The 24,842-nt window shown below is 65.6% G+C and carries 18 protein-coding genes and 1 pseudogene; 3 read left to right on the top strand and 16 right to left on the bottom strand.

Annotation, left to right across the window (positions count from 1 at the left end; genetic code table 11):
• Positions 1-62 precede the first annotated feature (62 nt).
• Positions 63-2,198: a PQQ-dependent dehydrogenase, methanol/ethanol family gene (locus AC3WUF_RS17700; protein ID WP_492428037.1), complete on the bottom strand. Its 2,136-nt coding sequence runs from the start codon at positions 2,196-2,198 to the stop codon at positions 63-65.
• Between the two features lie 112 nt (positions 2,199-2,310).
• Complete coding sequence (locus tag AC3WUF_RS17695; protein WP_492428035.1) at positions 2,311-5,079, bottom strand: TonB-dependent receptor plug domain-containing protein; 2,769 nt, start codon at positions 5,077-5,079, stop codon at positions 2,311-2,313.
• 244 nt (positions 5,080-5,323) lie between these two features.
• Between AC3WUF_RS17695 and AC3WUF_RS17690 the strand changes: the two genes are divergently transcribed.
• Entirely contained in the window at positions 5,324-8,275 is a 2,952-nt protein-coding gene (locus tag AC3WUF_RS17690) for an HD domain-containing phosphohydrolase (protein WP_492428033.1), read from the top strand.
• A 61-nt stretch (positions 8,276-8,336) separates the two neighbouring features.
• Here AC3WUF_RS17690 and AC3WUF_RS17685 read toward each other — a convergent pair whose 3' ends face one another.
• The 9 genes and pseudogenes from AC3WUF_RS17685 to AC3WUF_RS17645 form a co-directional block, all read right to left on the bottom strand.
• Positions 8,337-9,464 carry a sulfate/molybdate ABC transporter ATP-binding protein gene (locus tag AC3WUF_RS17685; protein WP_492428031.1) on the bottom strand — a complete coding sequence of 376 codons (1,128 nt, stop codon included), beginning with the start codon at positions 9,462-9,464 and terminating at the stop codon, positions 8,337-8,339.
• Between the two features lie 78 nt (positions 9,465-9,542).
• Positions 9,543-10,466, bottom strand: coding sequence for a sulfate ABC transporter permease subunit CysW (gene cysW / locus AC3WUF_RS17680; protein ID WP_492428029.1), 924 nt, complete (start codon positions 10,464-10,466; stop codon positions 9,543-9,545).
• A 4-nt stretch (positions 10,467-10,470) separates the two neighbouring features.
• Positions 10,471-11,331 carry a sulfate ABC transporter permease subunit CysT gene (gene cysT, locus AC3WUF_RS17675; RefSeq protein ID WP_492428027.1) on the bottom strand — a complete coding sequence of 287 codons (861 nt, stop codon included), beginning with the start codon at positions 11,329-11,331 and terminating at the stop codon, positions 10,471-10,473.
• Between the two features lie 76 nt (positions 11,332-11,407).
• Positions 11,408-12,034, bottom strand: coding sequence for a class II glutamine amidotransferase (locus AC3WUF_RS17670; RefSeq protein WP_492428025.1), 627 nt, complete (start codon positions 12,032-12,034; stop codon positions 11,408-11,410).
• A 124-nt stretch (positions 12,035-12,158) separates the two neighbouring features.
• Positions 12,159-12,380 (bottom strand): TOBE domain-containing protein, encoded by a 222-nt coding sequence (locus AC3WUF_RS17665; RefSeq protein WP_492428023.1) that lies wholly within the window; start codon positions 12,378-12,380, stop codon positions 12,159-12,161.
• Positions 12,381-12,430: 50 nt separating this feature from the next.
• Positions 12,431-13,426, bottom strand: coding sequence for a sulfate ABC transporter substrate-binding protein (locus AC3WUF_RS17660; protein ID WP_492428021.1), 996 nt, complete (start codon positions 13,424-13,426; stop codon positions 12,431-12,433).
• Between the two features lie 34 nt (positions 13,427-13,460).
• Entirely contained in the window at positions 13,461-14,465 is a 1,005-nt protein-coding gene (locus AC3WUF_RS17655) for a sulfate ABC transporter substrate-binding protein (RefSeq protein ID WP_492428019.1), read from the bottom strand.
• A 92-nt stretch (positions 14,466-14,557) separates the two neighbouring features.
• A complete protein-coding gene (locus AC3WUF_RS17650; RefSeq protein WP_492428017.1) occupies positions 14,558-15,862 on the bottom strand; it encodes an OprO/OprP family phosphate-selective porin in 1,305 nt (434 codons plus the stop codon).
• Positions 15,863-16,054: 192 nt separating this feature from the next.
• A pseudogene (locus AC3WUF_RS17645) lies at positions 16,055-16,219 on the bottom strand (YezD family protein); the annotation flags it as partial.
• A gap of 199 nt (positions 16,220-16,418) precedes the next feature.
• Here AC3WUF_RS17645 and AC3WUF_RS17640 point away from each other — a divergent pair.
• Together AC3WUF_RS17640 and AC3WUF_RS17635 are read left to right on the top strand one after the other, a co-directional pair.
• Complete coding sequence (locus AC3WUF_RS17640; RefSeq protein ID WP_492428015.1) at positions 16,419-17,513, top strand: sigma-54 interaction domain-containing protein; 1,095 nt, start codon at positions 16,419-16,421, stop codon at positions 17,511-17,513.
• Positions 17,514-17,589: 76 nt separating this feature from the next.
• The gene (locus tag AC3WUF_RS17635; protein ID WP_492428013.1) at positions 17,590-19,512 is read left to right on the top strand and encodes an alkaline phosphatase D family protein; all 1,923 of its coding nucleotides are present in this window, start codon (positions 17,590-17,592) and stop codon (positions 19,510-19,512) included.
• Here the strand turns inward: AC3WUF_RS17635 and AC3WUF_RS17630 are convergent.
• From AC3WUF_RS17630 to AC3WUF_RS17610, 5 genes are all read right to left on the bottom strand, one after another.
• Positions 19,509-19,928 (bottom strand): hypothetical protein, encoded by a 420-nt coding sequence (locus AC3WUF_RS17630; protein WP_492428011.1) that lies wholly within the window; start codon positions 19,926-19,928, stop codon positions 19,509-19,511. The two genes, AC3WUF_RS17635 and AC3WUF_RS17630, sit on opposite strands and share 4 nt — an antisense overlap.
• Before the next feature lie 115 nt (positions 19,929-20,043).
• On the bottom strand, positions 20,044-21,300 hold the full coding sequence (locus tag AC3WUF_RS17625) for a GDSL-type esterase/lipase family protein (RefSeq protein ID WP_492428009.1): 1,257 nt from the start codon (positions 21,298-21,300) through the stop codon (positions 20,044-20,046).
• 341 nt (positions 21,301-21,641) lie between these two features.
• A complete protein-coding gene (locus AC3WUF_RS17620) occupies positions 21,642-23,147 on the bottom strand; it encodes an LVIVD repeat-containing protein (protein ID WP_492428007.1) in 1,506 nt (501 codons plus the stop codon).
• 75 nt (positions 23,148-23,222) lie between these two features.
• A complete protein-coding gene (locus AC3WUF_RS17615) occupies positions 23,223-23,960 on the bottom strand; it encodes an alpha/beta fold hydrolase (protein ID WP_492428434.1) in 738 nt (245 codons plus the stop codon).
• A gap of 179 nt (positions 23,961-24,139) precedes the next feature.
• Positions 24,140-24,826, bottom strand: coding sequence for a flavin reductase family protein (locus AC3WUF_RS17610; protein WP_492428005.1), 687 nt, complete (start codon positions 24,824-24,826; stop codon positions 24,140-24,142).
• Positions 24,827-24,842 lie beyond the last annotated feature (16 nt).

The following is a 24,842-nucleotide window of genomic DNA, read 5'->3' as shown; positions in this document are numbered from 1 at the left end:
GCAACGCTAGCCGAAATCCGCCCCACCCCGCTTGCCTGCGCCTGCAGCGCGTCTGTCTTGTCTCAGTCCATCCAGCCGCGCTTGATCAGCTCCATCTTGATCATCAGCCAGATGAAGTTGCCGATCGTCTTGATCTGCTCCCAGACCGAAGGCTGATAGCGCGCCCGCTCGCGCAGGTAGTGGCGCATCGACTCCAGCTGTTCGTCCGTGTACTCCGTGAACGGCGGCATGCCGCGCGCCTGCAGCGCGCCGCCCTGGACGATTGCCTTGAACGCGGCGGCGGACAGCGGCACCTGCGAGGCGCGCAGGTCCGGCGCGTAGCCGCCGGCGACCGCGCCGACGCCGTGGCAGATCGAGCAGGTGTTGCCGTACAGCAGCTTGCCCTTCGCAGACAGCGCGGGATCGACGACAAAGGCCGGATCGTCGACCGGCACGACCTTGGCGCCCGGCGGCGGCGTGACCGGCAGCTTGGCGTCGCCGCCGAGCTTGAAGGTCAGCATGCGGCGCGGATACTCGCGGCCGACCCAGCCGTGCTGCGCGGACAGCGAACCGAGCAACGCCGGCGCGCCGCCCCAGCCGGCGAGCACGGTGACGTACTGCTCGCCGTCGACGCTGTAGGTCATCGGCGGCGCCTGCGTGCCGACGCCCATGTCGTAGCTCCACAGCTCGGCGCCGCTCGATGCATCGGTGGCGACAAACTTGCCATCGGCGCGGCCCTGGAACACCAGGCCGCCGTGCGTGGCGATGACGCCGCCGGCCGTCGCACCCGGCGTCGGGTTTTCCCAGGCCTTTGATTGCGTCAGCGGATTCCAGGCCAGCAGCGAGGTCTTGCCGGCTTCCTTCGGCACGTCGTCGAAGAAACCGGCGAGGCCCATGACGTCGCCGTCGACCATCTTCCACTGGCGCGGCTTGCGGCCTTCATCGTTGTAGTAGCCGGCCATCTCGCGCGCCGGGATGTAGACCAGGCCGGTGTCCGGGCTGTACGCCATCGGATGCCAGTTGTGGGTGCCGCCGGAGCCGGGCCAGGTCAGCGCCTCGCCGTTCTCGTAGCGCGCGCCGCGCACTTCGACCGGCCGGCCGGTGGCCAGATCGACCTTCTCGGCCCAGGTGACCTTGCCGATCTTCTCGGCCGAGATCAGCTTGCCGTTCTCGCGATCGAGCACGTAGAAGAAACCGTTCTTCGGTGCGTGCATCAGCACCTTGCGCTTGGCGCCTCCGATGTCGACATCGGCAAGCACCATGTCCATCGTCGAGTTGAAGTCCCAGGTCTCGCCCGGCGTGGTCTGGTAGTGCCACAGGTATTCGCCGGTCGTCGCATCGAGCGCGACGACCGAGCACAGGTAGAGATTGTCGCCGCCGTCCGGCGAGCGCAGCTTGTTGTTCCAGGGCGAGCCGTTGCCGGTGCCGAGGTAGATGCGATTGAACTCGGCGTCGTAGGTCATCGCGTTCCAGACCGTGCCGCCGCCGCCGAACTCCCACCAGTTGCCGCTCCAGGTCTTCGCGGCGGCTTCCATCGCCGGGTTCTCGAAGCCGTCGGCCGGATTGCCCGGCACGACCCACCAGCGCCACAGCTGCGCGCCGGTCTCGGCGTCGTAGGTCGTCACGTAACCGCGCACGTGGCCGAAGTCCGCGCCGCCATGGCCGATGATGACCTTGCCGTCGAACACGCGCGGCGCGCCGGTAATGTAGCGGTTGTCACCCGGCTCGGTCGTCTGCGTCTCCCAGACCAGCGCGCCGGTCTTGGCGTCGAGCGCGAACAATCGGCCGTCCTGCACGCCGGCGTAGACCTTGCCCTTGTAATACGCCAGGCCGCGCGAACCCCAGGCCATGCGCATCTTGCGCGCGGCAACTTTCGGGTCGTAGTTCCACAGGATCGATCCGGTGCGCGCGTCGATCGCGTAAACGTGGCTGTAGCCGACCGCGGTGTAGATCACGCCGTCGACCGCGAGCGGCTGGCTCGACACGTTCCACACCGAATCGAAATCCAGCGTCCAGGCCAGGCCGAGCTTGCCGACGGTCTGCGTGTTGATCTGGTCCAGCGGACTGAAGCGCTGCTCGTCGAAGGTGCGGCCCCAGGCGGCCCAGTTGCTGCCGTCGGCCGGCTCACGCAGCGCGGCATCGTCGATCGTCGTTGCCGCATGGGCGGTCGTGACCGCCAGCAGTGCGGACAACCACAAGGCGCGGAGTTGGAATCGCATCGGTGCCCCCAAAAGGTAGAAAGCCGCGCAGCGCGCGGCCCAATACCCCATTGTCGGCAAAAACCCTGGTCTCCAGCCATCCACCGAACGCAGTAGACGGCGCGCCGGAAGCTCAGAAGTTCTGCACGACGCGCAGATACAGCATCCGCTGGTCGGCGTCGTGCAGGGCATAGAAGATCCCCGGCACCGAGGCGCTGCGGGCGTAGTCGCTGACCTGCGGTTTTTCGTCGAACAGGTTGCGCGCGCCCAACGCCAGGTTCTGCCCCCAGGGCGTGTCGACGCCGAACTGCAGGTCGACCGTGCGGTAGTCGCCGAATTGGTTGTTGCAGGCTTCGGCGCCGCTGCGCCGATCCGGCGCATCGCAGTCGGTCACTGCACCGATGTAGTGGAGTCCCAGCGCCGAGCTGTAGCGGCCCTCCGCCCAGGACAGGCTGGCGTCGGCACGCAGCTTCGGAGAGATCTCGAAGCCGCTGTTGAGCGTATCCAGCCGCTCGATCAGCGGCGCGCCCGGCGCGTCCTGGCGCCGGTACGTCAGCACGCGCGACAGGTTCGCTGCCAGCGTGAAGCGGCCGAGACGGGTGTGCTCGTGGCGCAGGTCGAAGCCGGCATCGATGCCGTCAGTCTCCAGCCGGGTCGCGTTGATCGCCGGTGCATACGCGAACAGCAGGCTGTTGCCGGCGCCGCGGACGATGAAGCCCTCGCTGCGCGCATCGCAGCGACGGCCCTGCTCGTCACAGCGCAGCTCGTTGTCGAACACCGCCTGCGGCGTCAGCCGCGTCACCGCGTCCTTGATGTCGATCGCGTAGTAGTCGAGCGTCAGCGTCAACCGCTCGCTCGCGCTCCAGACCAGCCCCAACGTCTGCTGGTGCGATTGCTCGGCGCCCAACGCCGGGTTGCTGTCCTGTACCGTCGAGCGCACATCGGTCGCGCAGGCGACCGGATCCTCGGGCCGGTCGCGACAGGCGATGCGGTCGATCACCAGCGCGGTGATGTCGCCCGGCGAGCCGTACATCGCGCTCAGGTCCGGCGCGCGGAAGCCGCTGCCGATACCGCCGCGCAGCAGCAGACTGTCCCAGGGGCGGTAGCCCACCGACAGCTTTTCGCTGAGATTGCTGCCGACGTCACTGTAACCGTCGAAGCGCAACGCGAGGTCGAGCTCGACGCGGCGGTCGAAGAACGTCGTCCCGGATTCGATGAACGCCGCCCGGTATGCACGCCGGCCCTGCGCTGAACCGCCTTTCGCGCCGAGCACGTTCGATGGCCGGAACCCGCTGATCGCGCCCGTGCTGTCGAAGAACACCACCTGCGCCGACTGCGCATCGCTGGCCGCGGCCAAGTCGTCGTTGCGGACCTCGAAGCCGAACACCGTGCCGATCTGCCTTGATGCGATTTGCAGATCGACATTCATCCGGCCGTCGATGCTGCCGGAGCGGAAACGGTTGTCGCGCGTCGTCGTGTAGCGGAACTCATCGGCGGCACGCGGGTCCGGCGCAAACGGATTGAAGCGGCCGGCGTCGACCGCGGCCTGCAGTCCACTGGCGAGCGCGTAGTTGGTGCCGACATCGTTCTGGCGATAGTCGTTGTAGCCGGCCGCGAGCTCCCAGTCGTTGACGAGCGGCAGATCGAAGCGCCCGCGCACACCGACCAGGAACTGGTTGGCCTGATCTTCGACGCGGTTTTCGCGCGGCCCGAGCACGGTGGCGCGGTAATTCAGCACCAGCGTGGAGCCGGGGTTCGGGTTGTTGGGATTGTCCGGGTCGATGCGAATGCCCTGGTTGCCGTTCGCGTCGGGACTGTCGACGCCATCGACCAGGCTGTCGACCGTCGTCGCGGCCATGCGCCCGAAGCTCTCGGCACTGACCATCGTCGCGCGCGCGAAGGCACTCGTCGTCGCCGTCAGCTGGCGGCGGCCGCCGAGCGTCAGGCTCTGCCGCTGCAACGCAGCGGTCAGCGCCGCGACCGCACCACCCCGGTAGCGACACGCGCCGTTGACGACCGTCGATTGCGGAAACTGCGAATCGCTGCCGAAGCCGGTCGTCGGGCAGTCGTCGAACGGCCGGAAGTTGCGCGGCCTGCCGCTGGCATCGGGATTCGACGGCTGCGGCACGACCTGACCGTCCGCATCGTACTGATAGATCGTGCCCGGATAGCCGCGCGAGCTGCTGATCTCGCCGACCACATCGCGGTCGCGGCTGTAGACGATGTCCTTGTCGTAGTAGTCGAGCGCGAAATACAGCTCGCTGGCGCTGTCGGACAGGCCGCCACTCAACACCGCGCTGCCGGCGTCGCCGCCGCGTGCACTGGGCCGGTCGATCTGGCCACCGAGCTGCAGACCACTGTAGCCCCGGCGCGTGATGATATTGACGACGCCGCCGATCGCGTCCGAGCCGTAGATCGCCGACGCGCCATCGCGCAGCAGTTCGATGCGCTCGACGATGGCCAGCGGAATGATGTTGAGATTCTGCGTCGCCCCGCCGAATCCACCCGGGTCGGCCGGCATGCGCCGGCCGTCGATCAGCACCAGCGTTCGCCCCGCGCCCAGGCCGCGCAGGCTAAGTTGCGCGCCACCCTGCCCGGAGCCGGTGCCCGATGTCGGCGTGTACGAACCGAAGCTGTTGAACACTGTGTCGCGTAGATAGTCCGCGACGCTGATCTCGCCGGACTGCTCGATCTGCGCGCGGGCGATCATCGTCACTGGCAGCGGCCCTTCGGACTGCGCGCGCTTGAGCCGCGAGCCGGTGACTTCGACCGTGGGCAGCTGCGTCACGGCCGGCGATTCCGCGTCCTCCGCCGCGCCAACACCCGTAGAGATCGACAGCATGCAAACCATCGCCACCCGGCGCGGCACGGCGCGGAGCAGCCAGTTACAGATCGGCGGCATCGGAACTCCCTTGATATCTTTTTTAGTGCACTGCGGTCCTGTGCCGCATGGATCGATGGTAATCGAGCGGCCGTCGCACCAGTCCTCTGTGCGCAGATCGACTTACTGGGACCCGGGATATCCCATAGGCACAGTCGACATCGATCGCAGCGCTGCGCGCGACGACATGCAATCGCGTCGCGACAGGCCTACCATCGAACGCATAACGACTACATCGTCGCTGCGACGGAAGGGAGATCCGCGCATGACGCGCCTGCAAGGCTTGCCGTTTCAATGGGCCATGACGTTGCGCATGGGCGCCGTCGTGCTGGCGCTGACCGGCGCCTTCCTGTGGTTCGTCCTGGGGCGCGCGCAAGGCCGGATCGAGCAGAGCGGGCGGGAGAACTTCCGCCACCTCGCCAGCCACGCCTTTGATCAGTTCGAAGCGCGGACGCAATCGCACCTGCACTACCTCGACATCCTGGCGCAGTTGCTGCCGCAGTTGACCGACCTCGATGCCGAATCGACCGTCAGGGCGCTCGGATTCACGTTTCTCACCCACCCCGGCGCCAACGCACTGGCAATCACAAGCCCGTCGGACGACATGCTGTACTTCCTCAAGCACGACATCGAAGCGCCGCCGGAAAGTCGCCTCACGATCGGGCGCCGCCACCCACAGGCCGACGACGGCCGTGCAATCGACGCCACGTACTACGCCGCCGACGGCCGCGTCGTCGAGCGCCGGCATTTCGTCGTTCCGGCGCGCGACGGCCCGCAATCCGAGTGGCACCAAGGCGCGCTGCGCCTGCGCGGACCGTACATGAGCCCGCCACACCGCATTCCCGGCCGTGATTCTCTGGGCATCTCGCTGGCCGTTCCGTCCGACGGCAGCGTCGTCAAGCTGGTCACGCCGATAGAGCTGCTCGACGACTTTCTCGCCGGCCTCAACATCAGCGCCAACGGTGCGGCGCTGCTGCTCGACGATCGTCTGCGCGTCGTGGCGGCCAACACGCGCGGTGCGCTGGCAAAGCCCGAAATCGCCATCGACAGCCAGCGCCTGGTGTCGCTCGGAGAACTCGGCGATCCAGTGCTCTCCGAGGCGGCCGGCGCGACCGCCCGCCTCGCAGAAAACGAAACCAGCATGGTCCAGCTCGGTGGTTCGCCTTACCTGCTGGCCTGGCACGGCACAACGCCGACCTTCGGCACGCGCTATCGCCTGCTGCTGATCGCACCGCTCAGCGATCTGTCCATCGTCGCAGAAAGCGCGCGCCGCGAGGCCTGGCTGATCGCGCTCGCCGGCCTGGTGGTCCTGTTGCCGCTGAGCTGGTTCGGCGCCGCGCGCATGGCCCATGTGCTGCAGCAACTGGTCCACAGCTCACAGCGCATCGCGCGGATGGATTTCACCGCGCCGGAGCAGCTCCATTCAGCGGTGCGCGAGGTGCAGGCGCTGGTCCAGGCCCAGGATGTGATGCGCGACGCCCTCGCCGATCACGCCCGCGCACTGGAACGCGTCTCCGCGCATCTCGCCCGGCTGGTCGATACCGGCATCCGCCTCGGCAGGGAGAAGCATCGCAAGGCCTTGCTCAATGAAGTGCTCAGCGCCGCGTGCAATATGGCCGGCGCCTCGGCGGCCATCGTGTTCATCCGCCATGACAACCTGCTGCAGCCGGTGGCAACGCTCGGCCTGCCGTACCCGGAGCGGCTGGTGGAGCTCGACCTGAATCAGGTCGAGGCGCAGCGGCGGACCATCGCCGCCAACACCGTGCTGCATGGCGCGACGATCGTCATCGACGACATCCAGACCGACAGCCGCGAAGAGCTGCAGGGGTTCCGCGAGGTCAGCCACCACTTCGGCCTCGACATCAGCACGGCAGTCTCGCTGCCGCTGCGCACGCCGGACCGGCGCATCATCGGCGCCATGCAGGTCGTCAACGCCTGCGACCCGGAGACGGGTGCCGTCGCTGCGTTTTCCGCGACGCAGCTGCGTTACCTGGAGGCGCTCGCCTCGCAGGCCGCGGTCGCGCTGGACAACCAGCAGCTGATCACATCGCAGACACAGCTGCTCGAGACGCTGGTTCGCACACTCGGCGACGCCGTCGATGCCAAGAGCGCCTATACCGGCCGCCACTGCGCGCGCGTGCCGGAACTGGCGATGATGCTCGCGCGGGAAGCACACGCCGAGAGCAGCGGACCGTTGGCGACATTCGCATTCCGCAGCGAAAACGAATGGCGCGAGTTCCGCACCGGCGCCTGGCTGCACGACTGCGGCAAGATCACCAGCCCCGAGCACGTCATGGACAAGGCGACCAAGCTCGAAACGGTCTACAACCGCCTGCACGAGGTCCGCATGCGCTTCGAAGTGCTGCTGCGCGACGCGCGCATCGAGGCACTGCAGGCGCGGCTCGACGGCACGATGGACGCGGCTGCGGCGGAGGCCTTCGTGACACGCCGAGAGAAGACCCTGCGCGATGATTTCGCGTTCATCGCCGGCTGCAACGTCGGCGGCGAGAAGATGGCGGCGGCGGACATCGCTCGAATCCGCGACATCGGCCGGCAACAATGGTGGCGACACTTCGACGATCGCCTCGGCCTGTCCCACGAGGAGCTTGAACGCCGGCAACGCATTGACGAGCCCGCGCTACCCGCCGTCGAAACGCTGCTGGCCGATCAGCCCTGGCACCGCATCGAACGACCCGACGAGCAACGCGCGCTGCTCACGCAGGGCTTCCGCATGAAGGTGCCGGAGCTGCTGTATCACCACGGCGAGCTGTACAACCTTTGCGTGGAGCGCGGCACGCTCAATGCCGAGGAGCGCTTCAAGATCAACGAGCACATCATCCACACGATCCGCATGCTCGAAGGCGCGAACTTTCCGCCGCACCTGCGGCGCGTCCCCGAGTACGCCGGCACGCACCACGAGACGCTGGACGGCAAGGGCTATCCGCGCGGGCTGACGGCCGCCGAGCTGTCGATCCCGGCGCGCATCATGTCGATCGCCGACATCTTCGAGGCGCTGACCGCGTCGGACCGCCTGTACAAGCCGGCCAAGCCGCTGTCCGAGTCGCTCTCGATTCTGCAGCGCATGAAACAGAAGGGCCTGATCGACCCGGACCTGTTCGAGCTGTTCCTGCGCAAGGGCGTGTACCTGCGCTACGCGCAGCGCTTTCTGACGCCCGAGCAGATGGACGTCACCGACGTGACGCCGTATCTGTCGTGAGGCCCGAGGGCCTGTTAACGCTATTCGGGTCGTCGGGCGATCCGAATAGCGTTAACAGGCCCTAACGGGCGCGCTCGCGCTCGCGGCCGATCAACACCGGCGCCGCTACAGCGCCCGGCGCCGCCGGCTTGCCGCTGCCGCGCGGATAGACGCTGAACTGCATCATGCGCAGGCGCAGCTGCGCACCCGGCTTGAAGTGAGGCACATCGTGGTGCAGATGCGGCAGCTCGATCGACAGCGGCGCCGGCGTACCCGAGAACTGCGCGCTCGCGCGCACAATCGGCCCGGTGCGCTGCACCGTCTGCACCTGCACATCGAAGCCCGGCAGGCCGCCCTCGGTCACGCGCAGGTCGCCCGGCCGCACATAGACATCGACCGGCCCACTGGCACGGCCGCTGTCCGCCAGCGTCGCGATCTCGGCCTCGCCAAGAACAACCTTGCTTCCGCGCAGCTCCGCGGGGATGACGTTGGTGCTGCCAAGGAAATCGAAGACGAACGGCGTGGCGGGATGTTCGTAGACCTGATCGACCGTGCCGACCTGCTCGATCGCACCACGGTTCATGATGACGACGCGGTCGGCGAGTTCCAGCGCCTCTTCCTGGTCGTGGGTCACGAAGATCGTCGTGTAACCGGTGCGATTGTGCAGATCGCGCAGCCAGCGGCGCAGGTCCTTGCGCACCTTGGCATCGAGCGCGCCGAACGGTTCGTCGAGCAGCAGCACGCGCGGGTCGATCGCCAGCGCACGCGCCAGCGCGACGCGCTGACGCTGGCCGCCGGACAGCTGGGTCGGATAGCGCGATTCGAGGCCGTTGAGCTGCACCAGTTCGATCAGCTCCAGCACCTTGCGCTTGATCTCGGTCTCCGACGGCCGCTCCTTGCGTTCGCGGACGCGCAGGCCGAAGGCGACGTTCTCGAACACGGTCATGTGCTTGAACAAGGCGTAGTGCTGGAACACGAAGCCGACGCGGCGCTCGCGGATCGGATGCAGCGCGATATCTTCCTGACCGAACAGGATCTGGCCGTGGTCGGGGAACTCCAGACCGGCGATCACGCGCAGCAGCGTCGTCTTGCCCGAACCGGACGGCCCGAGCAGCGCGATCAGTTCACCCGACTCGATGTCGAGGTTGACCTGATTGAGCGCCTGGAAGCTGCCGAAGAGCTTGTTGATGCTGCGGATGTGGATATCCATGTTCTGAAAACCTGCTGTCTGCCGCTTGTTTTTGAGTAGCGCGACCATCGACGGCCGCGTTCTTTATCAGAGGACGAATCAGTGCCGGCGCGTTGCGGCGAGCTCGTCGCCATGCCGCCATTCGAGATAGCTCTTCAAGGCCAGCGTGATCAGTGCGAACAGCGCCAGTACGGAGGCCACCGCGAACGCGCCGGCAAACTGATACTCGTTGTAGAGAATCTCGACGTGCAGCGGCATCGTATTGGTCTGGCCGCGGATGTGACCGGACACGACGCTGACGGCGCCGAACTCGCCCATCGCGCGCGCCGTGCACAGCAGCACGCCGTACAGCAGCGCCCACTTGACGCTCGGCAGCGTGACTTTCCAGAAGGTCTGCCAGCCGGTCGCGCCGAGCGACATCGACGCCTGCTCGTACTCGGTGCCTTGCTCCTGCATCAGCGGAATCAGCTCGCGGGCGATGAACGGGAAGGTCACGAACACGGTCGCCAGCACGATGCCCGGCAATGCGAACACCACCTTGATTTCGTGCGCTTCGAGGAACGGCGCGGCCCAGCCCTGGCGGCCGAAGATCATGATGTAGATCACGCCGGCGACGACCGGCGACACCGAGAACGGCAGGTCGATCAGCGTGATCAGCATCGACTTGCCGCGGAACTCGAACTTGGTGATCGCCCACGCCGCGCAGACGCCGAACACCAGATTGAGCGGCACCGCGATCGCGGCCGCGACCAGGGTCAGGCGGATCGCCGCCAAGGCGTCGGGTTCCAGCAGCGCGTCCTTGTACGTCACCCAGCCGTTGCGCAGCGCCTCGGCGAACACCGAGATCAGCGGCAGCAGCAGGAAGCCGACGAGAAACAGCAAGGCAATCGCGATCAGCGTGTTCTGCGCCCAACGGCTTTCGCTGATCGCCGAGTTGCGGCGGATCAGCGGGCCTTCCGGCGAGAACTCGGGCGGCAGCGGCCGGTTGTTGTCGTCGGTCGATGAATGATTCGAGGTGCTCATGGTCCTAGCTCTTCTCGCGGCGGCTGCGCGCCCAGATCTGCAGCGCGTTGATCGTCAGCAGCAGCACCAGCGACAGCGACAGCATCGCGACCGCGACCGCACTGGCGCCGGCGTAATCGAATTCCTCAAGCTTGATGATGATCAGCAGCGGCGCGATCTCGCTGACCATCGGCATGTTGCCGGCGATGAAGATGATCGAACCGTACTCACCGGCGGCGCGCGCGAACGCGAGCGTGAAGCCGGTCAGGATGCCCGGCAGGATCGTCGGGCCAATGACCTTGAGGATCGTCTGCAGGCGCGTTGCGCCCAGAGAAGCCGCGGCTTCTTCAAGCTCCTTCTCGGCTTCCTCAAGTACCGGCTGCACGGTGCGCACGACGAACGGCAGGCCGATGAAGGTGCAGGCGACGATCACGCCCAGCGGCGTGTACGCGACCTTGACGCCGAGCGGTTCGAGGAACTGGCCGATCCAGCCATTACCGGCGTACAGCGCGGTCAGCGCGATGCCGGCGACCGCGGTCGGCAATGCGAACGGCAGATCGATGATCGCATCGAAAAAGCGCTTGGCCGGAAACTTGTAGCGCACGAACACCCAGGCGACCAGCGTGCCGAACACGGCGTTGATCAACGCGCCGATCAGTGCCGCGCCGAAGCTGAGCTTGAGCGCGGCGAGCACGCGCGGCGCGGTGACGACGTGCCAGAAGCCGGCCAAGCCGAGGTCCGCTGATTTGAAGAACACGCCGGCGAGCGGGATCAGCACGATCAGGCTCAGATAGAAGATCGTGAAGCCCAGGGTCAGCCCGAAACCGGGAATGACCGATGCGCGTCGCGGCAGCCGTGTACCGGCGGGTAGGGACTGTGAAGTCATGGCAAACGATGGGGTTGAAAAGGCCTGGCAGCAGCCGTCGGGCGCGTATTCTGACCTGATTCGGGTCGTCGGGCGATCAGCTGGAGAAATTGACGTCCTGTGCGCTGTAGTCGCGGGCCTGTGGCTGCGGCGCGTCGTGCAACGGGAACAGGCCACGGTCGATCCAGCGGGTGCTGCTGAGCCACAGCCCCTCGAACTCCGCGCCATGAGCGCGATTGATCAGGACGATGCGGCGCTGCAAGCGGTCCAGCAGCGCGGCCTTGTTCTGCGGCTGCAGACCCAGCTCCAGCACGCGGACGAAAGCCTGGTCGCTGAGCAGGCCCGGATGGCGCTGCGCCAGCGGGCGCAGCACGTCATGGACGAAGTGCCAGGTATCGGAACGGCCGGGCACACGCTCGGACAGATCCAGCGTGCCGTTGTGCATCAGCTCGATGCCGTTGATGACGCGGAACGGATGGACGTTGTCGAGCCCGCTGCCGCCGCGGGTCTGCTTGCGCAGGTGCAGCGCGTACTCGGCGTCGCGGTACTGCGCCTCAAGGTCGAGCAGGGAATCGATGTCGACGATCGCTTCCTTGCGCACGAAGACCCGGCCGTTGCGCTCGAAGCCCATCACGCCCCAGCCGTCCGCGTTATGCAGGACTGCGGCGCGCAGCAGTTCCTGCGGAATCCGCAGGCCGGCGGGTTTGTGGATGATCAGGCACATGGGAGCAGGAATCTTTGCAGCCGGAAACCGGGTTAAAGACCGTGCCGGCGGGACTCCAGCTTTTGGGCGCTGCCTGGAAGACAGAACTGGAATCCCGCCCGCACGGGAGGAGAGAGGCTTGGGCTCAGGTCGCCAGCTTGGCGACCATCACCTCGGTGGCCTTGAACAGCGCGAGCGCTTCGTCGCCGACGCGCAGGGACATCCGCTCGATGGAGCTGGTCGTGACGATCGCGCTGACGATGCCGCCGGCGGTTTCGATCTCGATCTCGGAAACGACCGGGCTGCGGTTGATCGCAACGACGCGGCCCTTGAACTGGTTGCGGGTGTTGATGCTGGAAATCGTCATGCTGCTGGCCTTCCTTGAAATGCCGCTGCGGCGCGGGGGCGCCGTGCGGACTATTGCTTTGTATAGATGCGGTCGAAGGTGCCGCCGTCGGCGAAGTGGCGCTTGAAGGTCTCGTCCCAGTTGTCGACGCTGAACAACTTGACGTTGGCGAAGTCCGGATGCCGTGCCAGCACCTTCTCATCGACCGGACGCAGACCGTTGGCCGCGAAGATCTCCTGCGCGGCTTCGGTGAAGTGGAACTGCGCATAGGCCTGCGCCGCTTCGCTGGTCTTCTTCTTCGCCGCGACTTTGTCGACGACCGCGACCGGGTTGTCGGCACGGATCGACAGCGAAGGCACGACGATCTCGTAATCGCTGGCGCCGAATTCCTTGCGCAGCAGCACCAGTTCGTTCTCGAAGGTCAGCAGCACGTCGCCGATGCCGCGCTGGATGAAGGTCGTCGTCGCGCCGCGACCGCCGGTGTCGAGCACCGGCACGTTGCCGATCAGCGACGTGACGAAGGCCAGCGCCTTGTCGTCGTTGCCGGCAGGCTGCCCGAGTGCGTACTGCCACGCGGCCAGATAGCTGTAGCGGCCGTTGCCCGAGGTCTTCGGATTCGGCAGCACGACGCCGATTCCAGGCTTGACCAGATCGTTCCAGTCCTTGATGCCCTTGGGGTTGCCCTTGCGAACCAGGAACAGGATCGTCGACCACGACGGGCTGGCCTGGTGCGGCAGCTTGGTCGCCCAGTCGGCACCGAGCAGCTTGGCCTTGGCCACCGCATCGACATCGAGCGGGTTGTTGGTCGCGAGGAAATCCGCTTCCAGCCCGTCAATCACTGCGCGCGCCTGCTTGCTCGATCCGCCATGCGACTGGTCGACCTTGATCGTCTTGCCCGGATGGGCCTTTTCCCAGCTGGCAATGAATGCCGGGTTCAGATCCTTGTAGACGTCGCGCGACACGTCGTACGCGGCGTTGAGCAGATTGACATCCGCGGCGTGGCCGGTCGCGCTCAGCGCGAGCAGAGAGAGTGCCGTCAGGCGGCGCAGTGACTGAAGATGCTTCATCGGGTTCCCTTCCTTGAGATTTTGTTTGTGTCGTTTAGTTTTTCAGGTAGATCTGGTCGAAGTAGCCGCCGTCGGAGAAGTGTTCCTTCTGCGCCTTGGTCCAGCCGCCGAAGGCCTGATCGATCGTGAACAGCTCTACCTTGGTGAACTGGCTGTCGTACTTGGCCTTGGCCTTGGCACCGGTCGGACGATAGAAATTGCGACCGGCGATGTCCTGGCCTTCGTCGGAGTACAGGTACTGCAGATAGGCTTCGGCCACCTTGGCGGTGCCCTTCTTCTTGGCCACCTTGTCGACGACCGAAACGGTCGGCTCGGCGAGGATGCTCAGCGACGGCACGACGATCTCGAACTTGTCGTCGCCGAATTCCTTGAGCGCGAGGAAGGCTTCGTTTTCCCAGCTCAGGAAGACGTCGCCGATGCCGCGCTGGACGAAGGTCGTCGTCGAACCGCGGGCGCCGGTATCCAGCACCGGCACGTTGGCGAACAGCTGCTTGACGAAGTCTCGTGCTTTTTCATCGCTGCCGAACTTGCGCTTGCCGTATTCCCAGGCCGCGAGGTAATTCCAGCGCGCGCCGCCGGAGGTCTTCGGGTTGGGCGTGATCACCGACACGCCGGACTTGGTCAGATCGTTCCAGTCCTTGATGCCCTTGGGGTTGCCCTTGCGCACGAGGAAAACGATCGTGCTCGTGTACGGGGCGGAATTGTGCGGCAGGCGCTTCTGCCAGTCGGCCGGGATCAGCTTGTTGGTCGCGAGCGCGTCGACGTCGCCGGCGAGCGCCAGCGTCACGACGTCGGCGTCGAGGCCGTCGACAACCGCACGCGCCTGCTTGCCGGAACCGCCATGCGACTGGCTGATCGTCACGGTGTCGCCGGTGGTTTCCTTGTAGTGCTTGGAAAACGCGGCGTTGTAGTCCTTGTACAGCTCGCGGGTCGGATCGTACGACACGTTGAGCAGCTCATAGCTGGCAGCGTGCGCGGACACCGACAGTGTGAGCGGCGCCGCGAAAGCGGCTGCAGCGATGAGCGATTTGAGTTTCATGACAATCTCCAAATTCCTTGGTTGATCTGCTGAAGGTATTGCCTGACGCGGCGCATGGTGCCGCGACGCGCCAGGCTTGGTAAGGGATATCCTTAGAACGAGAGCTGCAGACGGGCGAAGATCGACTTGTCGTCGTCCGGATCGGTGCCCGAGAACGCCTCGTACGAGGTCAGGTTGTAGTTCAGGACGGCCTTGACGTTGCTGTTCAGGTACCAGTTCACGCCGAGGCCGATGTTCTGGATCGACTGGACCGCGGTCTTGACGAACAGCTTGTCGGCTTCGATCGCCGCATCGTCGGCTTCGAGCTCGCCGATGCGCGCTGCAACTTCGAAGGCGCCCCAGCCCGGCTCGCCGATGACAAACGGCTTCTTCGGCTTGACGCCCTTGTAGCTCGCGTCTTCACCGGTCAGCACGTAGGTGGTCACGACCTGCCAGGCGGTGTTGCTGATGCTGCCTTCGGTCGCGATGGCCGGCGCCGTGTCGGTCGCAGCGACATTGCGGGCCAGTTCCTGGTCGGCGATCACGTATTCCGCGAGTGCGCCGAACGAACCGACGTACGCATAGCCCTGCGGCGAGATGCGCGTCTGGGTGCCGTCGTAGACGGTGCCCGACTGGTACGAGATGCGGCTGATGCGATCCGGCGTCGAGTAGCTGCGCGGGGTTTCCGCACCGCCACGCTTGCTGCCGTACGAACCAGCAACGCCAAAACCAATGCCCGGCGTCGGTTCGTAGAAGATGCGCGCAGCGACTTCCTTGCGGCCGTCGTTGTCGTTGTCGTTGGCGTCGGCACCGTCACGCGTGCCGTTGAAGTAGCCAACGGCGTAGCTCAAGGTCTTCTCGGCGAACACACCCTGCAGCTGGACGCCGATGTCGCGGTTCGACACCAGTTCGGTCGGCAGGCCGCGCTCGACGAAGGTGATCGCGCCGCCGCTCTGCAGGCGCTCGAGGCCGACCGGGCTCTTGAACTTACCGACGCGCACCGAAGCCGCCGGATCGAAATTCAGGTCGAAGTAGGCATCGACAATCGTCGCGTTGCCGACCGACGTGCTGTTGCCGCCGGCGAATTCCGGCGTCAGGCGCCAGTTGACGAGCTTGCCGAGCGAACCCTGGAACGTCGGGCGCAGGCGGCGCAGCAGGAAGGTGTCGCTGGTCTGCGGGACGGTGTCGCCGGTGAACCAGCGGCCGTCAAACTGCACGAGGCCGTTGAACTTGATTTCGTAGTCGCCGAGCTTGATGCCGTAGCCCTTCTCGGAAGCCGCCGGCACTGCCGTCGTCTTCGCCTTGGCGTCGGCCGCTTCCTTTTCGATCTCGAGCTTGCGCTCGAGGATGCGGATGCGCTGATCGAGATCCTGCGTCGTCACGGTTTCAGCCGCAGCGGCGGCGGACCAGAGACCCAACAAGCTACCCCCAATAACTGCGGCTCCAGCCAAGCCAGCGCCCTTGAAACCCGTGATGTTCATTAAAGCTTCCCTGAAGAAAAAGTGATTGATGTGTTGCAGGAGCTGCCGTGGTTCCGGTCAGCCGATCTCTTGTGCGGTGCTGCGGTCAGCAGATGCGGAATTCGATGCGCGGCCCGGACCGGAATCCGGAATGCGCAACTTCTCGCGGCGCTCGATCTGTACGATGCGGCCGTGGTGGACAGTGATTTCTACGGTGCCGAATGACAGTCCCTCCAGCGCCTGCTGGATGTGCTCGATGGCGCGAGCCGGACCGGCGTCGGGCGTGCTCTGACGGCTATTCAGTGCTGTGGTCATCGTGTGGTTCCCCGTTTGGCAAAACGCCTGCTCATGCAAACGTTATGGAATAACTAATTCCACGATCCGTGCCAATTTGGAATAAACAGACAAGCCTATGAATAAACTGTTTATTCCATCCCAGGCTTTGTATAGTTCGGACCTGATCCGTCATATATTGCGTCTATTCCGTTAAATACCGCGTGCGTTTCCACCAAATATGACGAACTCTGAACGCGACATTCAGCCTGAAGAGCAGGCCGAGGCCCGCTGGCGCGCTGCGGAAGCAGATCGGCAGTCGCTGCTCGCGCGCCTCGGCCGCGCCACGCTCAACGAAAACGTCATCGGCGCGGACCTGGGCCTGCGCCGCGTCATGCAGCGCGTCGACCAGGTCGCGCCCAGCGACGCGACGGTGCTGATCCTTGGCGAGACCGGCGCCGGCAAGGAGGTGATCGCCCGCGCGATCCACGAACGCTCGGCGCGCGCGCAAGGGCCGTTCGTTCGCGTCAACTGCGGCGCGGTGCCGCCGGATCTGATCGACTCGGAATTGTTCGGCCACGAGAAAGGCAGCTTCACCGGCGCCCTCGCGACCCGGCGCGGCTGGTTCGAACGCGCGGACGGCGGCACGCTGTTCCTCGACGAGATCGGCGAGCTGACGCCCGCGGTGCAGATCCGCCTGCTGCGGGTGCTGCAGGACGGCATCGTCCAGCGCGTCGGCAGCGAGCGCGACATCGGAGTCAACGTGCGCGTCATCGCCGCGACGCACCGCGACCTGCCGCTGATGGCGCAGGAAGGCCGCTTCCGCGAAGACCTCTGGTATCGCCTCGCGATCTTCCCGGTGATCCTGCCGCCGCTGCGCGAACATCCTGAGGACATTCCGCAGCTCGCTCTGCATTTCATCCAGCGCGCCGCCAACCGCCTCGGCGTGACGGTGCCGCCGCTCAAGCCGCGCGATATCGAGCTGCTGCAGGCCTACCGCTGGCCCGGCAACGTGCGCGAACTCGGCGCCGTGCTCGAACGCGCGGTGATTCTCGGCCAGGGCCTCACGCTGGACCTCGAAGCGGCACTCGGCATCGCGCCGGCGTACGGCGCACGACCGCGGATGCCGGCCTTCGACGAGCCGCTGCGCCGCAGTGGCGAGGCCGTGCTGCCGACGGAGATCCAGCCGCTCGATGTCGTCATCGCCGAGCATCTGCGCCGCGCCCTGCAGGCAACCCGCGGCCGTATCGACGGCCCGCAGGGTGCCGCCCGCATGCTCGGCCTCAACCCGAGCACGCTGCGGGCGAAGCTGCGCAAGCTGGGCATTAGGGCCTGACGACGCCTGCCCGGCAACCAGAGAGACACAATCCGGCACTAGAATCCGCGACCCACCGCGCACAGGTTCGGCACCCATGGCATCGCGTCGCGACATCCTCAAAGGCATCGGCGCCGTCGGCGCCAGCAGTTTGCTGCCGGCCTGCGGCAGCAGCGACGGCTCTGGCGATGGAAGCACGCCGCCGCCCGGCGCCGAGTTCGACTACCCCACAGGGCACGCCCTGCCCTTTGCGCATGGCGTCGCCAGCGGCGATCCGCTCGCCGACCGCGTGATCCTGTGGACCCGCATCACCGAGATCGCGCCGAGCGCGGCCGCCATTCCGGTGAGCTGGACCGTGTCGCTCGCGCCGGACATGAGCCAGCCGCTTGCGAGCGGCACGCAGAACGCCGTGGCCGCGCATGACTGGACGATCAAGGTCGATGCGATCGGCCTGACACCGGCGACGACGTACTACTACCAGTTCAGCGCGCTCGGCGCCGTCTCGGCGATCGGCCGCACGCGCACCGCGCCGGCGACCGATGTCGGCCAGATCCGTCTCGCGGTGCTCGCCTGCTCCAGCTACTGGTCCTCGCACTGGAGCGGCCTGTCGCACATCGCCGCGCGCAACGATCTTGACCTCGTCATTCACTGCGGCGACTACATCTACGACTTCGTCGACGAGGACGAGACCGTCCGCGCGCGCGGCGATCGCTTCGACACCGGCTACGTCGACTATCGGGACTGGCTCAACCTCGACGAATGCCGGCGCCGTTACGCGCTGTGGCACAGCGATCCGAACCTGCTGCGCGCGCACCAGCAGCATCCCTGGATGATCGTCTGGGACAACCACGACATCTCGACCGGCTTCGGCAACGAACTGCCGGTCACTGCCGAACTGCCGCCGGAAACGACGACACTCGATGACGTCTGCCGCGCGTTCTACGAGTGGACGCCGACGCGACCGGTCAAGGCCGACGGCAGCGGCGAATTCCATCTCGTCGACGACGGCAGCTATCCGGAGCCGCCGGACGTGCGTCTGGTCTGGCGCAAGCTCGACTATGGCCCGATGCTCGACATCTATGGCATCGACACGCAGATCAACCTGCGCGACGACGTGGCGATCGACAGCAGCCATCTGCCGGAAGGCACGCCGAGTCTGTTCGGCCGCGCGCAGTACGAATGGCTGACAACGCAGATGCTCGCTTCGCAGCAGGCCGGCAAACGCTGGCGTCTGGTCAACAACCAGACCTGGATCGCACCGTGGAACATCCCCGGCGTGCTGCAGGACATGCCACTCAACTCGCCGATCGCGACGCGCTGGTCGGACTATCGCGGCGAACGCGCGCAGCTGTTCCGCTTCCTGCGCGGCGACAACGATGCGGGGCTGCGCATCCGCAATAACGTCTTCGTCTCCGGCGACATGCACGGCAACTGGGCGTCCGACCTGATCGAGGACAACGCGCTCGTCAGCGGCTACGTCTCCGGCCTGCCGCTGCCGAACCTGCGCGCCGGCTCGACGATCGAGAACCAGCTCGCCGGCTACGTGCGAGCAACGACCGCCAACGTCGGCCCGCTGAACCTGCGCGCCGATTCGGTCGGCGTCGAGTTCGCGCCGTCATCGATGGGCCGCGGCGGCGGCGACGAGATCATCGCGAACGCGGCGCCCGGCACGCCGTTCGCCGCAACGGTGCTGGCGACGCGCGTGCTGGAACTTGCGAGCCTCACGGCCAACAAGAACGTCCAGTTCCAGGAATGGGTCGACCACGGCTACGGCATCGTCCATCTCGAAGCCGGGCGCGCGCTGTTCGAGTTCTGGTGGCAGGACAAGCTCACGCCCGATTCGCCGGACGTGCTCGGCTGCCAGATGGTGTGCTTCACCGAAGATCAGCCGCTGGCATTGCCGTCGCCGCACTACGCCGATCAGATCGACGTTGTCACGCTGCATGGATTGGCAACGACGCCGAGCACCGGCACCCGTATTGCCGAGCCGGCGCCCGCGGCGGAGTTTGTCGCCGCCTAGAAGCCGGTCGGCTCGGGCACGCCTTTGGAGCGCAGCGCCTTCTCGGCCGGCGCCTTTACCGGGCAGCTGTAGCCGCGCCAGTGCGCGGCGCGAATCCTGCTGCTCTTCGGATCGACGATGAAATACGTCACGCAGTTCGGGTCCGAGGACTTCGCGAACGCAAGGTCGAGTTCCGCGTTCGACGGCCCGGCCGCCTTGGGAATCCGCTGCTGATAAACCTGATACTCGTAGCCGTTGCTGGCCTTCTCCGTCCGCGCCGGCGGCCCCCACGACTCCCATAGCGCCGACACGTCCTGGCCGACCCAGGTATTGATCACCTGCGTCTGGTAAGCCTGCGGATATGGCGTGGTCATCGTGGCGCAGGCGCTGGACAGGCCGGCGCACAGCAGCGCAATCATCGTCTTGTAGCTGTTCACAGAACCCCCATCGATCGCACTCGCGAAACAGCGTGGCGCGCATAGGCTACGCCAGGCACCGGGGCAGCAAGTGAGACGTACCTCTCGGACGTCCGCCGCAGCCGGCGCCGGGCGATCAGTCCGCGCTGCGCTCGCCGCATCCTGCTTGCCGGAACGCTTCGATGTCCAGCGCGTCGGCGATCGCCGCATAACCCTGCGGATTCGGGTGCGTGAAGTCGCCGGAGTTATATGCCGGATTCCACAATTGCTCGCTGAGCGGCAAGCTGACCGCGCGATTGATGTCCAGCACGCCATCGATCGCCGGACTGCTGCGCACCCACTCGTTGACCCGCGCGGCGGCTGCAGTGCCCGGCAGGCCGCTGCGCGGCACGATCGTCGTCACGAGGACGCGCAAGCCGCGTGCATGGAACTGTTCGATCAAGCCTTCGATGTTCTCGATGATCTGCGCGGCGCTGTTCAGCCGCGTGGCATCGTTGGTGCCGACGCCGAGGATCACGTCGGTGATGCCGGCCAGGTCGAACACGTCGTGCTCGATGCGTGCGCGAACGCCGGTGGCGGTATCGCCGTTGACGCCCTGGTTGATCACCGCCGCCGCGATGCCGGCTTCGGCGAGACGGCGCGCCAGCGCATCGGGGTAGCGCTGATAGCGGTCCATCATCGGATCATCGAGCGCACCGGCCAGATCGCCGTCGGTGATCGAGTCACCGATCGCCACGATCGCGCGAGGCGCCGTCGTCCGCACTTCAACAGCATCGAGCCAGGGCAGCGGTTCCTGGACTTCCGTATAGGCCGCGCCGGATTCGTCGGCGCTGCGATCGCCCGCATTGGCGCGCGTGTGAAACTGCGTGACCAGCGATTGCGCGTGCATCGTCAGCGCGCTCGGCTCCGGCACGTGCAGACTCACGGCGAGATCTTCGAGTGCCACGACTTCGTAGCTCAGAGGATCGCTGCGCGCACTCCCACCGGGCGGGATGACCAGATCCGCCTGCCCGGCAAAGAACACCTGGCGTTGACTACCCGCCACGACGTCGGCACCGGATATCGCTCCGGCCAGATTCGATGCCGCCTCGCCCTGACGACGGCCGACGTAAACACTGGCGATATGCAGAGGCTCGCGGCCATCTGCGTTGTTGAATCGCAGGCGCAGCGCATCGCCCGACACCGTCGGCCGCACGATCAACCGGTAGCTGGCATCGACGGGAGACGGGATGCCGACGATGGACGGATGCTGCGCCCAAGGCGTGAGCACAATGTCGCCCGCCGGTGAGTTCGCCCATGCGGCCCGCCACGCGGGGCCCTGCGCGCAGCTCTGACCCAGCGGCGGCGAATCGCCGCATGCGATCAGCAGCAGCGTCAGCGCCAGGCATGCCAATCGCAGCGGCCTTATCCATTGGCCTGCGCCGGCGCCAACTTCGCATGTGAAGTCCCGGACCGGCTCCACGACGACGCCCGGGTCGCCCTGCATGGATTTGTGATGGCCATCTTTCATGTCAGGACATACTGACAATGATGCCCGGCGTTTACAACCGGATCACGGGCAAAAAGGGCCTCGCCCGAATGCCTCTGTATATCCGACCTCACCCCGTAGTCGAGCAGTGCCGTCTTGTGGAATGTCCGCTTTGGAGCGGCAAATCCACGAAGGCGTACGACCGCTTAAGGCTGATCAGTGACGGCCACCCATCAATCACTCGCGTTCAAAATCACCGTGCATGACTACTGCCAGGCATCGTTGGTGACGCGCACGACATAAAATCCGCTGTAAGTGTCGGTGTACCAAATCTCTTTGCGCTCCGGCACAAACGCGGGGCTCGATAACGCCCAATTGCTGGCGTCGGGCGGAAACCCGAGAGGCGGGACACCTGGCAGCAGCCTGGGCTGCACCGGGGCATTGAAGTAGGCAATCTCCTTGGGCCGCCGCGGATCGCGGATATCGAAAATGCGCAGCCCCGACAGGCTCATCGAGCAAGCGACGATGCCGGGGTCGGTACGGCTCGGCACGTTGCAATAGTGGGCGCAGTAGCCGCCTGAAAGATTGTCGGCGCCGGGATCATCGCGGATGGCATCGAAGTTTTCGGCGTTATGAACTTCGAGACGCAAGTTCGCAACGACCTCTGGCTGGGTCTCGTCGGCGATATCGATGATGCGCGCGGCCCCGACCTCCCTCAGCGAGCCGAATTCGTCGAACTCGATGACATAAGGATGGCCCTGAATGGTGACTGGAATGACACCCTGCGGAACCGAGATGGGTCTCCAGGTAAAGCGACTGACCTCACGAATCGCCGGAAGCGGCTTCTCGCGGGCTTGGACCTCGGAGGTATCGAGGATGAGCATCACCGGCGGCGGAATGTTGAGCGGCGTGTAGCTCAATACGTTCGTTGCGCCGGCCACGTAGGCGCGATTGCCGTCGTCGCTCAGTTCAAGCCCATGCGTGTAGTAGTTGGTGATGTTCAAGGTTGCCGGCTGCGAGGGATTCGAGATGTCCACTGCCGTCAACGTGGAAATGAAGTTGGACGAGGAATAGAACGTCTTGCCGTCTTTCGACAGGCCGCTCTCATGGCCCAGAAAGCCCGTCAACGATGAAGACTGCCGTTCCGGATAGCGGCAGTCCTGACTGACGTCGTAGACGTCCAGCACACCCGGCGCTGTGATCGGATTCCCCATGACGGCCACCAGCAGTCCGCGCTCCTGGTTCAGCACCAAGGATTCATGCGGCGACAGCATGGCTGGACTGATCAGCCGGGTGGTCAGAACCGGATGCGCTGGATCGGCCATGTCCAGTACGTTGACGCCGGCCTCGCCGCTGACGGCATTGAGGGGGAACAACAGCGTGGTGTCGTAGTACGCGCATTCGTGGCCGGCGGCATCCACGTAGCGAAGCACCTTGATGCCGCCGACCATGCCAATCGGGTTGGGAACGACGCGGCTGCCAACCAGTTCCGTATTGCAGGTGAAGCCCTCCGCGGCCCGGCCGCTCTCATGATCTGCACGGCTCACTTGTCCCTGAAGCCCGGACTCCGGTCGTGAGCCTGGGCCGCACGTTGCTCTGGGCGTGGCGTCGACCACGGAGGGCGGAGAGACGACGACTGGCGTCTGCTCGGGAGCTTGCGAGTTGCCGCAGGCCACCAGACAGCACGCCCATGCGATGACGGCGGCAGGACCTTTGCGGTGCATGGCGAAACAGCTCTCGAGGTGGATGTCGGTCAGATCATTAGAACTCACCGATTTTTCGAGTTCGACTGACCCGTTTGGGAGGGGCGTCCGCGCGCCGACAGCGCCACGAGCCTGGCGGCGCCGTCAGTTCAGAAAGTCGAGCACTGCGGCGTTGAAGACGGAGGGCGCCGACAAGTTCATTGCGTGACGTGCGCCGGAGATCATGACGCGGCGCGAGTCCGGCAGATGGCGTTCGAGCAGCTCCAGCAGTTGCGGGAACGGCTTCGGGGACAGGGCTCCACCGATGAGCAGCGTCGGTGTGCGCATGGATTCGAGATCCGCGCGGGACACCTCCTTGCGGTGCTCTCGCGCTTGCCCGAGCAGCGTGTAAGCGTTGTCCAGAGCCATGCGCTTGAAGGCCGGCACCGTTCTTTTCCAGATATCAATGCCGCTGACGCCATCGATGAACAGCTGTACGCCGCCTTCCACATCGCCGGCAGCGATCCGCGATGCCGCCGTGCGAGTCCAGGTTTCGGCTTGCTCGCGGTCCAAGCCCGCAATCTCGACAAACGATGCGTCGGGTATCGTCCCGGGCTCCGCAAGCACCAGCTTTCGCACCAGCTTCGGCTGCTCCTGAGCAAGCCGGAACGCAACGAGCCCACCCCGCGAATGGCCAATCAGATCGATCTCGCCGGCATCGAGACTTTCCATGAAGGACACAATATCTTCGACGTGCCGCTCAATGCTGTACCCATCTCCGGCGCCATCCCATTGCTCTGGCCAACACCGGCGAAGACTCACCGCAATGGCTCGGCGATGGGCCGCGAAAGCGGACATCTGGGGCGCCCAGTAGCGGTAGTCGCAGAGAGAGCCATGAATCATCAACAACGGCCTGCCGCTGCCCGCCGCTGAGAAAGCGAGACCATCGCGACTGAAACTATGAAGGAGCATCTGGACGACTATACCGTCTGGACATCCGACGAGCTAAGTCACTCGAACCCTCGCGAGCGCAGATGTGCCCCATGAGGACGCGAGTCTGCGCTGCCGCGCAGCACGCGCACTCATCGCGCGACGGCTCGGGCGCGATCGACATCCGGGCTGCGATAGGTCGCCTCCTCGATCTTGCCCAGGCGCGACGGGTGCACCTGGCCACGAGCAAGACCGTAGAACTTCTGAAAGCTCATGATCAACGGATTCCAGCGATCGGGATCGATGCGGTTCTCGTGGCCCTCCATGAGCAGCGTCGGGTGCACGTGCACGCGCTGGATGCGCACCTCGAAAACATGAATGCCGACCTTCCAGACCGGGTCGTCGGCCATGAATCCGTTCTGCGCGACGAGCACGGCTTCGAGTTGCACCGGGCATTCCAGCGCGCGAGGCGGAGCGATCGTTTCGGACGGGACCGGCGTCAGGCCCGAGGCCTCCCACTTCTGCTTCTCGTGCGTATAGCCGCGCATCTGCTTGGCGTCGGGAATGGGATTGGACCCCGTGGTCCGCGCGATGCGATCCACGGCGCCAACCTCGTTGACCGAGGGCAGATTGAGGACGCACTCACGGGTGCGGATCAGGTTCTCGGTGGTCTTCGAAGAGGCGTCCAGGCCAAGGATGCAGCGCCAGCCGAGCCAGAAGGCGGATGACATCGGTGCGAGATTCGACGTGCCGTCGTCATTGAGCGTGCTGATGAGCACGACCGGGGTCCCGAAATAAAGGATGGCGGGTTCTATGGAGACGGTGCCGGGATGGCTCATGGCGGACTGCCGATCG

The sequence above is a fragment of the Fontimonas sp. FW305-C-3 genome (genome assembly GCF_058783185.1).
The sequence above is the reverse complement of the archived record's forward strand: the minus strand, read 5'-3'. Positions and strand labels throughout refer to the sequence as shown.